Annotated in this window: 13 protein-coding genes; 7 read left to right on the top strand and 6 right to left on the bottom strand. The window is 38.4% G+C overall.

The features are described from left to right. Positions 1-8: 8 nt before the first annotated feature. The 5 genes from porK to QOL76_RS14580 all read right to left on the bottom strand — a co-directional run bounded on the left by porK (position 9) and on the right by QOL76_RS14580 (position 5,948). Positions 9-1,103, bottom strand: coding sequence for a T9SS ring complex lipoprotein PorK/GldK (porK, locus tag QOL76_RS14600; RefSeq protein ID WP_283413709.1), 1,095 nt, complete (start codon positions 1,101-1,103; stop codon positions 9-11). A 167-nt stretch (positions 1,104-1,270) separates the two neighbouring features. Continuing rightward, positions 1,271-2,251, bottom strand: coding sequence for a PorP/SprF family type IX secretion system membrane protein (locus QOL76_RS14595; protein WP_283413708.1), 981 nt, complete (start codon positions 2,249-2,251; stop codon positions 1,271-1,273). A gap of 76 nt (positions 2,252-2,327) precedes the next feature. Then, a complete protein-coding gene (locus tag QOL76_RS14590; protein ID WP_283413707.1) occupies positions 2,328-3,101 on the bottom strand; it encodes a uroporphyrinogen-III synthase in 774 nt (257 codons plus the stop codon). Positions 3,102-3,135: 34 nt separating this feature from the next. After that, entirely contained in the window at positions 3,136-4,257 is a 1,122-nt protein-coding gene (locus tag QOL76_RS14585; RefSeq protein WP_283413706.1) for a DUF4271 domain-containing protein, read from the bottom strand. Positions 4,258-4,259: 2 nt separating this feature from the next. Next, entirely contained in the window at positions 4,260-5,948 is a 1,689-nt protein-coding gene (locus QOL76_RS14580) for a BamA/TamA family outer membrane protein (protein ID WP_283413705.1), read from the bottom strand. Positions 5,949-6,009: 61 nt separating this feature from the next. Between QOL76_RS14580 and hemW the strand changes: the two genes are divergently transcribed. From hemW to QOL76_RS14545, 7 genes are all read left to right on the top strand, one after another. Beyond that, on the top strand, positions 6,010-7,131 hold the full coding sequence (gene hemW / locus QOL76_RS14575) for a radical SAM family heme chaperone HemW (protein ID WP_283413704.1): 1,122 nt from the start codon (positions 6,010-6,012) through the stop codon (positions 7,129-7,131). 12 nt (positions 7,132-7,143) lie between these two features. Beyond that, positions 7,144-7,455, top strand: a complete 312-nt coding sequence (locus QOL76_RS14570; protein WP_283413703.1) for a DciA family protein — start codon at positions 7,144-7,146, stop codon at positions 7,453-7,455. 122 nt (positions 7,456-7,577) lie between these two features. Further along, entirely contained in the window at positions 7,578-9,656 is a 2,079-nt protein-coding gene (locus QOL76_RS14565; protein WP_283413702.1) for a SpoIIE family protein phosphatase, read from the top strand. 3 nt (positions 9,657-9,659) lie between these two features. Further along, on the top strand, positions 9,660-9,992 hold the full coding sequence (locus QOL76_RS14560; RefSeq protein WP_283413701.1) for an STAS domain-containing protein: 333 nt from the start codon (positions 9,660-9,662) through the stop codon (positions 9,990-9,992). Between the two features lie 13 nt (positions 9,993-10,005). Continuing rightward, positions 10,006-10,407 (top strand): ATP-binding protein, encoded by a 402-nt coding sequence (locus QOL76_RS14555; RefSeq protein ID WP_283413700.1) that lies wholly within the window; start codon positions 10,006-10,008, stop codon positions 10,405-10,407. Positions 10,408-10,494: 87 nt separating this feature from the next. Beyond that, positions 10,495-12,495 carry a peptidylprolyl isomerase gene (locus QOL76_RS14550; RefSeq protein WP_283413699.1) on the top strand — a complete coding sequence of 667 codons (2,001 nt, stop codon included), beginning with the start codon at positions 10,495-10,497 and terminating at the stop codon, positions 12,493-12,495. Positions 12,496-12,547: 52 nt separating this feature from the next. After that, positions 12,548-13,915: a peptidylprolyl isomerase gene (locus QOL76_RS14545; protein WP_283413698.1), complete on the top strand. Its 1,368-nt coding sequence runs from the start codon at positions 12,548-12,550 to the stop codon at positions 13,913-13,915. A 61-nt stretch (positions 13,916-13,976) separates the two neighbouring features. Here the strand turns inward: QOL76_RS14545 and QOL76_RS14540 are convergent, their stop codons facing one another. After that, positions 13,977-14,294 carry a hypothetical protein gene (locus tag QOL76_RS14540; protein ID WP_283413697.1) on the bottom strand — a complete coding sequence of 106 codons (318 nt, stop codon included), beginning with the start codon at positions 14,292-14,294 and terminating at the stop codon, positions 13,977-13,979. Positions 14,295-14,297 lie beyond the last annotated feature (3 nt).

Here is a 14,297-nt window from a genome sequence, read left to right as displayed (position 1 = left end):
TAAATTAATTATCTTCTTCTTCTAGTTGAATTTTTTACATCCATTGATCCTGAACGGCCAATAAACGTCATCTTAGTTCTGAATCCAATATGCGCTTGCGCAACATCTTCATATTCATAAGTTCGGGTACTTGTCTCTAAGTAATGAGCGATATCTTTCCAGCTACCACCTCTTACAACTTTTCTTGGTTCGTTCGGGTCTGTGTAAACTGGATTCAAATCCCAGGTGATTGAACTAGATGTAGTAGCATAGGCGTCTAGCACCCACTCCGCCACATTACCTGACATATTATATAATCCATAACCATTTGGAGCAAAAACATCAACAGGCGCTGTATATGCAAAGCCATCATCGATGTAATTACCACGACCAGGTTTGAAGTTAGCCATCAAGCAACCTCTCTTGTTCTTCAAGTACGGACCACCCCAAGGATACTTAGCTACATCCTTACCTCCTTTAGCAGCGTATTCCCACTCAGCCTCAGAAGGAAGTTCAAATGCAGGCCCATCAAAATCAACCTCGTCATTTGCCCTCATGTGGTAAGTTTTCCATTCACAGTATTTTTTAGCCTGATCCCAAGTTACCCCTACCACTGGATAGTTGTCAAATGCCGGATGATCAAAATAAAATTCCATCAATGGGTCTCCATAATGGTATGCAAAGCTTGTAGACCAAACAGTGGTATCTGGTTTAAGCTCGTCATAATTTAATTGAGGAGGATCTTTTAAAGTAGTTGGAGTACCTGTTTCATATGTCCCGCTTTTTACAGCTTCTAAAAATTGACGGTACTTATTATTAGACACTTCATATTTGTCCATGAAAAATTCTGAAATGGTTATTTGCTTGTTCAATGCAGATTGCGAGAATGCAATATCTTCATCGGCTTGCCCCATCCAGAATGTTCCAGCTTTTACCGGAACCATGTCATAAGGAAGATTTTGTTGCCAGTTTTCACGCTTAGGAACACCTGTTACCTCTCCTCTTCTATTCATCTTTTCACTAGCCGAACCTTTTTTACTAAAAAGACCGCAACTAGGTAAAAGTGTCACTAGTGCCAACCCTAAAGTAAGAGGCAATAAGCGAACATTCATTTTTTTATACATAAATGACGTTTTTTCGTTCATCAAATAATTACGATGTGTAAAGTATTTTCAAGATTCGAAATTTAGCTGAATTTGGCACAATAATGCAAATAACCTGCCAAAATATAGGAATTGATATTCTGTTGCTCATCCATTACAACTATTGTTCCTATTGAATTTCAGCTAATTTAAAACCTAAACCTCGGTGTTCTTTGTATCACTCGTTGTATTTCTCTACTTACATTAGATAAAGTGTAGCGAAGCATAAGTTCGTGACTTGTCGGAGATTTAGCTTCTACACCGCTAAATACCAAATCGAAAGCATAGCCCAATTTCAATGAATTATCTTTTAATAGGGAATAGCCTAAGATTAATGAAACTGATTCTTCCCCTCTAAATCCTATCCCCCCACTTATTTTATTCTGATGAGTAGCAATAACGCTAGCCTCATAAGAAAAATTATTAAATGACACTGATTTTAATAGGAAACTAGGTTCAATTACTAATTGACCTACCGGTCTAAATCTATATCCCAAGAGCAAATACGAATGATTTTTCAATTGATTCGAATAAGAACCATCCCCAAAATCAAAATTAGGCTCATTTATATGTCTACTACTGAGACCTATATAATAATTTCGAGCATCCAGTAGTAAGCCTGCTCCAAAATTGAAATTCAATTGACTTTCTTTCCCTGCCACCGGAAGATTAGGCTCAGGATTAACAACGATTAAATCACCATAATCTAGCGCACTGGAAAACATTCCAACATACGCACCAACGCTTAAAGTTGATCTGTTAAGCTTTTTATGATAGGCCCCTTGTAGATTAATCTCCAAATTACTAGTCGCGCCTATTCGATCATTTACAATAGTAAGACCATATCCTATATTTTTCCCTTCTATCCTACCTTGACCAGTCACCAATTGAGTCACAGGCGCTCCACCCTGACCAGTGGTGGTTGTATAATTTAACCATTGAGATCGATGCAGTGCAGAAAACCTAAATCCACCATCTTTGCCAGCAAATGCGGGATTGTAATACATCCCATTGTACATATACTGGGTGAATTGAGGGTCTTGCTGGGCCATCAGCGAAGAAACCTCAAAACAGAAAAACAAGAGAAATGCGTATCTCAAAAAATTAATACAGTGGCCTCTTTTAAACATTTTATAGTGGTTTCGTCTAATATAATAACTAGTGTAAGAATTTAAACTGAAAAACCACAGACTTAGGTTTTATGTTTTACAAATTATTTGCCTTTTTAATATAAAGCTCTAATGCCCCAGTCATACTTGGAGCATTTGGCATAGGTGCCTCAATGTCCAAAAACAAATCCAGATCCCTAACTGCCTGGGCTGTAGTAGGGCCAAAAGCAGCTATGCGCGTGGCGCCTTGTTCGAAATCCGGGAAGTTGATTTTCAACGATTTAATACCTGATGGACTGAAAAAAGCTAATATATCATATTTAACATCAGCCAAATCAGACAAATCGGCTTCTAACGTATGATAAATAATAGCTTCAGTAAATGCTATCCCATTTTTTTCCATGTATTCAGGAATATCGTCTTTACGAATATCAGAACAAGGAAATAAATACTTTTCAGATTTATGTTTTTTAAAGTAATCGAATAAATCCTGCGCAGTCTTCTGACCTACGAATAATTTACGCTTTCGGATTACAATATACTTTTGAAGGTAATGAGCAGTTTGATCTGAAATACAAAAATACTTCATGTCAGCAGGCATTTCGATTTTGAAATCCTTGCAGATCGCAAAGAAATGATCAATTGCATTACGGCTAGTGAAAATCACGGCAGTATGCTTCAAAATATCAATCTTCTGCTTGCGGAATTCCTTTGGCACTACAGGCTCCACCTTAATGAATTGACGGAAATCAATCTTCAGGTTATACTTTTCTGCCAATTGTACGTAGGGAGAATTTGCGCCCGCTGGTGCCGGTTGAGATACTAGGATACTTTTTACTGGTCTAAACCTGTCTTTGGTAACTGTGCTCATGCTTCTTTATTATTCCTTTTGGTGATTTTCGAAATTAATAACCCAAATCAAGCACCAATTTGGCCAAGATTAAAAAGGGCACTAATTCTGCGATGCAAAGGTAAGTAAATAAATGATATTTCTTAAAGCCCAATCTATTCACCATAATGAGGAATAATCCTAAAATGCCAAAAATATAAATCCAGAAAAACCCAGTAAATAATGCCTCCAATGCCATTTTAACTGCTGAGAATTCATTAAACAAGAAAAACGCACATCCTAAAATCAAACCTATGGTGGTAATCACTACAAGGCGGAGTAAATAAAAAAAGTGGGCAAATTCTAATTTTCCCAAATCAAAAAGATAAGATAAAATTCTGATCGCTGTAAACTTTAGTATAGTCAACACTAAAAGAAAAAGTGATCCTAATAGCCATAATACTATCAGCGAATTGAAATTCAATTCCATCCTCGCTTCTAGCCACTCATGACGAAAAATAACCATCGCAGTCACCATGGCTAATGAAAGAAGCATATTTACGATAAACACATACAATAAAATATCTCCGGAAAAAAATTTCTGTAAACTCCCACTTTCGGAGAAATCTTCTGCATTAAGTAAGGAAATAGGCTTGATCATCATGGCAAAAATGAAAGGATATGCCAGTTTATATAGAGTAATTAATAATAAGCAGGATATCATCCCTACTATGAAGAAATCACGGATAACTTGCCGATTAAATTCTCTTTTATTAAACAAAAAACCTTCGCCAGTAGAAATGGTCCCTAACAGCTCAGACTTCAAAACCTTCATTACACTTGCCTGGTCTGAAGAAATCCCGTTTTTAAAAACTGTCAAACTTACTTTTGACTTCGAAAATTCCCTTTGTAATTCATTCACTTGCTCGTTAAAAGCAGTGTCCTTATCTGTAAAAAACCATAATTTTTCCCCAACAAAAACTACAGAATGGTCTGGAATCTCAAATGAAAAGTAGGCCAATGGAAATGTTTCCAGATCCAATTCCAAAATCAATCTGTCATTTGAACTAAACCAAGTCTCTCGCTCACCTTCTTGCCATTTTGGATTGTAATCTTCCAAAATCTGAGAAAACGCAACTTGGCTAAGAGCCAAAAGAAGGGTAATTAATACTATTGACTTGCTGATCAATTTTTTCATACTCAAAATCTGGCTAGGTAGCCAAAATGTATCCTAGAATAGGAGAATTGTAAGGGTTGAAGATTCGATTTTCCAACTCCATAGATAAATCGAAAGATACCTGATCCTGTATCAAGATTGATCCCAGCACCAAATGAAATCGGTTTATCAATGGAAGTTGCAAAGTACGGGTTTTCCACAATCCCAAAGTCAGCAAAAACCATGAGAAATGAGTTTTCCCCAAAAAAAAGTCTCTGCTCCATATTTATGTACCCGTATGATTTAGCAAAAAAGTAGTTCTCATTAAATCCACGTATACTTTTCAAACCTCCCAAACGGAAAAGGTCATTAAGCAGAAGGTTTTCATTTTGTGTAAAAGCCCCACTGCCTTTCAACCACATCCCCCATGTTGGCCTTAGGTAAATATGCTTTTCCACCTCCAGCTTACCCAGGTACTGTGGACTATTCAAATCAAGATTATCATATACCTCAGGTGGAAACCCTGTGTTTTCTAAAATCCTCTTATTGCCCAAGGCAAATTCACTGGTAATCAGAAAGCCTCTTCTTGTAAAAAATGGTGAATCTCTCCTATCCAAAGCCCAGCCAATCCCATATTGGTTCCAGCGATAGTCTGCTACCTCAGGTAATTCGGTCACCTCATCAAAGGCTTCTGTGTCTAGCAAATCGCTGGATTGCCTCTTAGTAAAAAACCTTAGATAACTAGTTTGACTCATATGGTACCCAAAATCTAAACTTAAATACCTATTCAAAAAGGTAGAATCTTGCTTTAGCAAGCTGAAACCTAAGCTTACGTCCAAAGGAGAATTAAAAACAAAAGACTCTTTTGCGGATATTTCCAGCGATTGGGTCGCAATATTCAGTCGCTTCCAATGAAGAGCCAGATCTCTTCCTTTCCCCCCAAGATGGTATAATTCCAAATCCAATTGTCCAGTGATCAGCATCTTACCTGGTTCATTCTGATTGGGAAGCAACCCTATTATTCCATCCAGAACATTCGTATTTCTGTCCCTCAAAGTAAAAGTTGGTTGTGCTTTTTGTACTTGAAAATCGACCTGCGGAAATTGCGTCTGCACAAAATAGGGTGATCGGGAGAGCACTTGATTTGCTTCATTGAGTTGTTTTTGAGAAAAAGGCGTCCCAGGCTGGATTCCCGTGACATTTTGCAAATACCTTTCCTGGGTCTTGGTATCGCCGGCTACTTTCACACTATCCCATAGAATCAAAGGACCTGAGTCATAGTTGAAAACAGCTGAAAGCAAGTTTCCATGCCGCTGAATACTGTCAAGTTTGACTTGCGCAAAAGGAAACCCCTTGTTCTCTGCCATCGAAACTACCTCATGCATCCACCTTGAGGCAGAATTGTATTCCGCTGTAATTGGATCAATATTATTAGAAAATTCTTCAGGAACATTTCCCAAAGAAATCTCCTGCCAAGTGTAGTTTTCTCCAAGGATTATAGTTACGCTCAAAGAATCGCTTGAAACATCCTCTTCTTGCGAGAAAAGAGAAAGATATCCAAGATGTTGAAGGGAGTGCTCAAGGGAATCGAGATACCTTTCCGCTTCTATCTTGTTAATAAATGTAGTCCAATCAGCAGATTGTAGGGGCGGATCAGTTGTCCATTTTAGCCAATAAGCACCTTGAGCTTTGCATAGCTGTCCTCCGGCAATAAAAAAAAGAAGTGACGCCAAAAGGAAGGTTTTCAAAGGGATCTTTGGGAATGATTATATTCGCAAAATAATAGAATTCACATTGGCCGGCATATACATCCACATTCCTTTTTGCAGGCAGGCATGCCATTATTGCGATTTCCACTTCAGCACAAATCTTGACCGAATGGAGCAGATGGCTAATATGATCTGCCAAGAAATTGAAATAAGAGCTAATTACCTTCCGGACAAGACTCTGGAAACAGTCTATTTTGGAGGAGGAACTCCTTCACTGTTATCCCCAACTTCAATTGATAAGATTCTAAATCAAATTGCTCTTACTTTCAATTCTGATTGGAAAGAGGTCACCCTAGAGGCAAATCCTGATGATTTGAACGAAAACAATCTTCGCGCTTGGAAGAGTCTCGGCATTGATCGACTAAGTCTGGGAATCCAGAGTTTTGATGAGCAGGTATTGAAATTCTATAATCGTGCACATACTGCAAAGGAGTCTAAATCCGCTATTGCAAAAGCTAGAAAAATTGGTTTTGAGAAATTCAGCCTAGACTTGATATATGGCTTTCCACAACCTGACCATGAGCTTTGGAAGCGAGATTTATCAGAAGCAATTAAGCAAAACCCCGGACATATTTCTAGCTATGCACTCACAGTGGAGTCAAAAACTGCACTTGGCAACTGGGTAAACAAAGGCACCTTCAAGCCAGCTGAGGAGGATTTTGTCGCCGACCAATTCGAAATCTTACAAGAACAAACTGAAAAAGCCGGATATATCCAATATGAGGTATCTAACTTTGGTATGCCTGACCAATTTGCCCTGCATAATACCAATTACTGGAAAGGCGTTCCCTATTTAGGCGTTGGCCCCAGCGCGCATTCTTTTGATGGTCAAAACAGAGGGGCAAATCCCTCAAATAATTCCCTTTACCTGAAAAGTATGGAAAGCGGAGCTATCCCATTCGTAGTAGATAATCTTTCTGCTGATGATAGATTAAACGAATCCATCCTCACAGGACTAAGGACCTTGTGGGGAATAGATCTCGAAGAAATAAACAACGTTTTCGGCATAGATCTCTTGACGTCTAAAAAAGTTATTTTATCTAAGATGGATTCTGAAGGCTGGCTTATTTGGAAGGATAAAAACCTATCTTTGAGCAAAAGCGGAAAACTACTTGCGGACAGTATAGCAGAAGCACTTTTCGTTTAAGAAATGACAATTATGGGGAGAGACGGATATTATAGCAGAAAAAAAGAAGTTGCACCACTCGAGTCAGCTTTCAACGATCTACTCAAAGCATACCGGTTAGAAGGTAAATTCAAAGAAAAGTCCTTGGTCCATGATTGGCCTGAAATCGTAGGAAAAACCATCGCGGATCGGACTACATCGGTTTTTATAAGAGACAAAAAACTCTTTGTGAAACTAAGTTCAGGGCCAATCAAGAAAGAATTACTGATGAATAAGAGTAAAGTACTCAGTCTTATCGAAGAGAAATACGGTACTGGTGTGATCGAAGACTTAGTCTGTATGTAATCTTGTCTGATTCAGGTTCCAAGCCTCCTCAATTTACACTTTTTAACACCTGACTCTTCTTAGTAACTTATCTACGTTCATTATTTTCCAATCCGAATGAGTATTATTGTGGCAGCGCATTCATGATCAAACTACCGCAAATCCATATCGGAAAGCTAAGCTTGCTGCTCGCCATCCTTGTATGGCTGGGTTTGCTATTTGTGAATCTGGTGAGGCTGGTTGGGGTACTCAATGAGATGGACTCTGGAATTGCCATCGAATTCACTTGGATTCTACAAATCCTATATTTCATCACGGTCTACAGCTTTTATAAATACTCGATCAATAAAAGTACCCAAAGCGACTTTCTGAATCTCATCTGGCGCGGTGCATCGACCGGAATATTCGCAGTTACTGTTTATTTAATCATTGGTTTTTTTTACACCTCCCTTGGTGAAAGTAAGCTTGCTGGAGATCCATTTCTCAAAACTTTCTTTTATCATGTCCGGTTTGGGCTCATGACTGTTTTTTTGATATCCACTTCTCTATTATGGCAGCACCTTATTCTTTACCAAAAAACTAAGCGAGTTGTAAAACAATGGCAGGCGTATGAAATCGCTTTGCTTGTAGCAATGTTTTTAGTGTTTTTTGATAGAGAAGCTTATGAGTACAGCTTTTATTTTGGCATGGTTCTACTTGGAATCTTGGCAGTCATCCTTTCTACTAATTTAAAATGGATTCCATATCTGACTTTTAAGGAGAAATGGAAATCTCTACTGTTCCTTGCCATAATTATTTTAGCTATTAGCTATATGCTGTGGTACACTGTTTCAGTGGATATGGAATACGATTACCTAGCAAACTTGATGGGTAATCTATTCGTAATTTCTCTGTTTTGGTTCATACTGGTTTATGCTGTTCTCAGCTTTTTAGTAACGTTATTTAACCTTCCGACTTCCTCCGTTTTCGAGCAAAAACTAACTGAGGCTATAAATTTCCAGCGACTAAGCCAATCCATACAGCCAGAAGAAAATGAGGAGCAAGTGCTGGATATTTTAATGGACTCCTGTATGAGTGCCGCCTATGCAGATGCGGCGTGGTTAGCGATGAAAAGTGAGGAATTCCCAGAAGGCTTTTTTCAGGAGAGATTCATAGATCGAAAGACAAGAGAAGAAATATCAGCACTGATCGAACCTCAAAAGACTATTCGAGATTGGGAATCTGAAAAACGGCCGGATAATTTAAGTCCTATTAACCTTAGAATTGCTCACTCAAAATATGAATCAATTCTTTTGGTCCCTCTGGTGATCAACAAATCGGTCATTGGTAAAATAGTGTTGTGCAAGGAAGTTCGAGACGGCTTCAATAAGGAAATGTTGAACATCATCAGCACATTTGGAAGACAAGCATGTATTGCCGTAGAAAATCATCGTTTGCTCAATCAGGCCATCCTCAATGAACGCTACCAAGAAGAATTGAAAATTGCTCAGCGCGTTCAAAAATCTTTACTTCCTACCCAACTAGATCATAACGAGTATTTTGACATCTGCGCTTTTTCAAATGCAGCCGATGAAGTAGGCGGGGACTATTACGACACATACAAATTAGATGAAAATCGGTTTGTATTGATCATTGGAGACGTTTCTGGAAAAGGAACCTCTGCGGCTTTTCACATGTCACAGATGAAAGGAATTTTTCAAAGTCTCATACAGTTGAATCTCAGTCCATCGGAATTTATGATCAAGGCCAATGCAGCACTAAGTAAATGTCTGGAACGTAATCACTTTATCACCGCCTCCATATTTATTATCAATACTGCAAAACAAACTATCTGTCACTCCCGTGCAGGTCATGTACCTACGCTAATTCATAAGAAAAAATTAAACAAATCAGAGTATTTGGAGATTGATGGACTAGGTTTGGGAATTTTAAGAAACAAGCAATATGAAAATCACGTAGTGGAAAGGACATTCACTTATCAACCTGGAGATGTATTGGTTTTATTCACAGACGGAATAGTAGAGGCAAAAAACAACAATTCCAATCAATTTGGCTACGAGCGTGTAAGAACCTTATTGGAAGTTTACAACGAGCTTAATCCACAAGAAATCCAGACGAAAATCATTGATTCACTACATGATTTTGTAGGAGGAGACAGACTGATTGACGATGATTATTCCATGATGGTGGTGAAATTTACCAAACAAAATAAAGCAAGCTAAACGATGCTAACAATAGAAACTCAGGAAGAGAACGGTCACACTATTTTGCGACTCACTGGCGAGGTAGATGCCAGCAACTCAGTAATACTAGATGAAGCAATCACTAAGGTCGTTGCAGACGGAAGTAGTTCTATATTAGTTGATGGTGCGGGCCTAGAGTATATTTCTTCTGCAGGCTTGGGCGTATTTATGTCCTATTTGGAAGATTTTCAGGAAAAAGAGATTGATCTGAAAATCTATTCTTTATCCGAAAGGGTATATGAAGTATTTAAAATTTTGGGACTAGATCAGTTGATGCACATTTACCCAAATAAAAAAACTGCGTTAGAAAGCTGATATGAAACATCAGATGAAAATATCTTGTCAAACAGCAGCACTCTCAGAACTGCGAGTCTTTTTAAAAAAGACCTTGGGAGAGTTACGCCTGTCTGATGTCGACCAGCTCCAGCTTATTTTGGCAGTGGAAGAGGTATGTGCTAATCTGATAATTCATTCGCATAAGTGTAATGCACTTGATTATATTCAACTAGACATCAAACAAAATCCAGGGAAATTAATTTTTGAAATTACCGATGAAGGTAAAGCATTCAATATGCTCGATTATGAAGTACCCGACCTAAATAAAGTCAAAGGTGATAAGCGAAAAGGAGGTTTAGGCATAATTTTGGTCAAGAAGATCATGGATGAAATTGAGTTTGATTCTACCAGAGGCACCAATACCTGTCGGCTGATCAAATGGTTTCAGTCCTAATTCTTGTTAAAACCTTAGTATTCGGGACTTTTGACTTTAAATCCTAATAAATTTGTAAAATTGCAATCCAAATCTTGCATTCACCACATGACAAACCGAACCATTTCGGCATATATAATCACATTCCTTATAGTATTTGGACCCACAGTATCTGCGATGGCATTTATACAGGCCCCAAATCAGGGTGACCCTTTATTGACTTTAGGAGGTAAAGCTGTAGATAAAGACGAGTTGATTTACTTATTAACTAAAGGAAATAAGTCTGAACCCGGTACTCCAGGAATGTCAAGAGAAGAATACGAAGAGAACCTTGACCTTTTTATCAATTACAAGTTAAAAGTAAGAGAGGCCGAAGCACAGGGACTCGATCAGACAGAGGAATTCAATAGAGAATTTGAATCGTTCAGAGAAAACCTAAAAGCTCCCTTTCTCATTCGAAACTCATTGGAAGAAGGTGAATTAAGGAAAGCCTATTCAAGAATGCAGGAGATAATTCGTGCGAGTCACATCCTACTTCAATTCCCTCAAAACGCAACCAAAGAAGATAGTTTAATTGTCTTACGGATGGCTTTGAAAATTGAAGACGAAATAAAAAATGGTGGCAGCATCAACGAATTAGCAGTGAAATATTCTGATGATCCTTCGGCTCAGGTAAACAAAGGAGACCTAGGATATTTCACCGCCCTTCAGATGGTTCAGGCATTTGAAGACGCAGCATTTTCTCTTCAGCCAGGTCAAGTTTCTGACCCAGTGTTAACCAATTTTGGTTACCATATAATAAATGTGAAAGACCGTCAGCCGAATCCGGGACAGGTAAGAGTTTCGCACATCCTAGTCAGGATCGATGATAATGATACGAATGGCGAAGACCTTGCTAAAAGAAAAGTAGCTGACATTTATACCGAAATACAAAAGGAAAATACAATCTGGGAAGATATCGTAAAAAACTATTCTGAGGATCCTTCAAGTAGTCAAAAAGGAGGTATTCTACCCTGGTTTAGCGTTGGGTCTATGATTCCGGAATTTGAAATGGCTGCATTTTCGCTGACAGAAATAGGCGAAGTATCTCCTCCTATTCGTACCAAATATGGGTACCATATTCTGAGATTGGAGGGTAAAAAGCCGCTTGATACTTTTGAATCAATGGAAGAAAGTATTCGGTCTAAAATACTAAGAGATTCTCGTTCTACGATGATACAGTCACAGGTGATGGCGATTCAGAAATCCCGCTACAACTTTGATGAAAACGAAGAAAATGTCGCAAAATTAAGAACTGAATTAAGCTCGACTTCCAAGAATGATTTTGCTCAGGTAGTGGCAGACAAGGATTTAGCTAAAAATCAAATTTTCTCTCTTCAGGGAAAAAGTTACATCACACAAGATCTTGTGGACTATATGAATGAGCAGGAAATCAAGATTCCCACTAACGATGGGGTTTTCGATGCTTGGTACGAAAGATTTGCAGCAACCATTCTAAATGAAGCTGAAGAAGCTGACTTAGAAGCTAACAATAAGGAATATCGCATGCTCTTGAAGGAATATAGAAATGGCATTTTGTTATTCTCACTGATGAATGAGGAAGTCTGGCAGAAAGGCCTGATGGATTCTGTTGCCCAAAAGGCCTATTATCGAAATAATATCCAAAATTACCAGTGGAAAGAAAGAGTAAACGCCTACATCGTGAAAGTACTTGATATGACTCAGTTGGATGCTGCTAGACAATTACTTCAGGGAAAACCACTTTCAGAGGAGCTAATCTCGACTTTTGATGCAAGTTATGAAGGCACTAATTCTTTAGCATATCAAACTGAAACCGGCACCATCGAATACGCTGAACATCCTGTCTTATCCAAAGCAAATATTGATTTAACCTATCAAGAAATAGAAACCAACGGACATTTGCACATTGTTATTTTAGGAGAAAAAACCAGTGCAGGGCCGAAAAAATTCGAGGAAACCCGAGGGGTGGTAATTCGAGATTACCAAGAATACTTAGACAGAAGTCTAGTTGAATCATTACGAAAAAAATACCCGATCAAGATAAATCCCAAAGCGAAAGAAGAAACTTTCATAGCTTTAAATCAATAATATTTTACAAAAGAAAACCGTCATATTAGAACGTAAGGACGGAAAAAATCCCATGAAATTGCTAAACCGACTAACTTTCACTTTAATAGCTAGCTTGCTGATTACCGCATCATTTGCTCAAGAAACAACACCTACCACAGGTCAGGTACTTGATAAAATCGTGGCTAAAGTGGACAATTATATTTTATTGGAATCAGACGTTCAAAAAGCGTATTTGGAAGCTATTTCCCAAAATCAACCCGGACAAGAAGCCCCCAGCAGATGTCAAGTATTTGAGTCTTTGATGATCAATAAACTGATGGTAGCCAAAGCAGAAGTGGATTCTGTAATCGTTACCGATGCTGAGGTAATGCTTCAAACCGAACAGCGATTCAACATGGTGCTTCAGCAGTTTGGCGGAGATGAAAATACACTGGTAGAAGCTTACGGAAAAACTTCAGATCAACTCAAAACTGAAATTGAAGATGTGATTAGAGAGCAATTAATTGTACAACGGATGAGAAGTCAGATCACAGAAGGTGTGACTGTTTCTCCAAATGACGTTAGACAGTTTTTCAATAGCATACCTACAGACTCATTACCTCTATTTACTTCAGAAGCTACAGTAGGACAAATCGTAGTCAAACCCGAAGTAAATCCCCAAACAAAGCAGGACCTTTATGACCGAATGGTTCAGTTCAAGAAAGATATTGCCGAGGGTAGAGCGGATTTTGCTGATTTGGCGAGACGTTACTCAGAAGATCCTGGTTCAGCTGCCAACGGTGGTAATTTAGGGTTTTCCTCAAGAGGCCAAATGGTCCCTGAATACGAAGGAGCTGCATTATTACTGAGGCAAGGTGAAATTTCTGACCCAGTAGAAACTGCCTATGGATTCCATATTATTCAGTTATTGGAGAAGAAAGACAATACCTATAATACAAGGCACATTCTGATGTCACCGAAAGCCACAACGGCAGATATTGAAAAATCTGAGAGATTTCTAGATAGCCTTAAAACGGAGATTGAAGCAGGTAGAATGGAATTTGCAAAAGCTGCTAAAGACTATTCTGATGACAGAAGCACATCAGATAATGGCGGCTTTTTCACCGATCCATCCAATAGTTCCAATCGCCTCTCTTTAAGAACTCTCGAAGATCCTAGTCTGTATTTTATGATAGATTCCATGGAGGTAGGTGACATTACGCCACCGATGCAGTTTGATGATCCGAGAGAAGGCAAAAAGGTTCGTATTATCTATTACAAAGCAAAATATCCTGCACATAGAGCTAATATGAATGATGACTACGAAAAGCTAAAAGCAGCAGCACTTCGCAAAAAAGAAGATGATTTGCTCAGCAAATGGTTTATCACCGCCAAGGAAGATATATTCATAGATCTTGACCCAGCCTATGACCGATGTAATGCCCTCGCTGCGAAGTGACGAAAAAGGCCCGAGATTAATCTCGGGCCTTTTTTAATTAGATAGAATTGGGAATTTAACTTTACTTCTTGGCTAAGAGAGTCTTAAATGCTAAACCTATTTGCTTCAAGCCTTCTTTCAGAAACCCCTTAGATTCTTCCAATTTAGGCTTAAAATCGACAGTACGCTCTTTAAATTCCCGTTCTAAAATCTCCTTACCTTTCTTAAATTCAGCTTCAAGAGTTGTTTTATTCTCCTTTAAATCCTGAATTTTCTTATCTATTTCTTCCTTTGCATCAGAACCAGCATCAGCTCCTTTTTTTACTAGTTCTTCAATTTTATCCCCAATCTCCTTAAGTACTTTTTCTATTTCTTGGGTGGTTGATTTCTTATCTGTCATAAC

Origin of the sequence: Algoriphagus winogradskyi (genome assembly GCF_900182815.1) — a bacterium.
Lineage (GTDB): Bacteria > Bacteroidota > Bacteroidia > Cytophagales > Cyclobacteriaceae > Algoriphagus > Algoriphagus winogradskyi.
Note: the sequence above shows the minus strand (reverse complement) of the source record. Positions and strands in the feature narration are given on the sequence as shown.

Coding starts and splice junctions, on each gene's coding strand:
- porK (WP_283413709.1), bottom strand. CDS start 1,103: ATGTATAAAAAAATGAATGTTCGCTTATTGCCTCTTACTTTAGGGTTG.
- QOL76_RS14595 (WP_283413708.1), bottom strand. CDS start 2,251: ATGTTTAAAAGAGGCCACTGTATTAATTTTTTGAGATACGCATTTCTC.
- QOL76_RS14590 (WP_283413707.1), bottom strand. CDS start 3,101: ATGAGCACAGTTACCAAAGACAGGTTTAGACCAGTAAAAAGTATCCTA.
- QOL76_RS14585 (WP_283413706.1), bottom strand. CDS start 4,257: ATGAAAAAATTGATCAGCAAGTCAATAGTATTAATTACCCTTCTTTTG.
- QOL76_RS14570 (WP_283413703.1), top strand. CDS start 7,144: ATGGGGAGAGACGGATATTATAGCAGAAAAAAAGAAGTTGCACCACTC.
- QOL76_RS14565 (WP_283413702.1), top strand. CDS start 7,578: ATGATCAAACTACCGCAAATCCATATCGGAAAGCTAAGCTTGCTGCTC.
- QOL76_RS14560 (WP_283413701.1), top strand. CDS start 9,660: ATGCTAACAATAGAAACTCAGGAAGAGAACGGTCACACTATTTTGCGA.
- QOL76_RS14555 (WP_283413700.1), top strand. CDS start 10,006: ATGAAAATATCTTGTCAAACAGCAGCACTCTCAGAACTGCGAGTCTTT.
- QOL76_RS14550 (WP_283413699.1), top strand. CDS start 10,495: ATGACAAACCGAACCATTTCGGCATATATAATCACATTCCTTATAGTA.
- QOL76_RS14545 (WP_283413698.1), top strand. CDS start 12,548: ATGAAATTGCTAAACCGACTAACTTTCACTTTAATAGCTAGCTTGCTG.
- QOL76_RS14540 (WP_283413697.1), bottom strand. CDS start 14,294: ATGACAGATAAGAAATCAACCACCCAAGAAATAGAAAAAGTACTTAAG.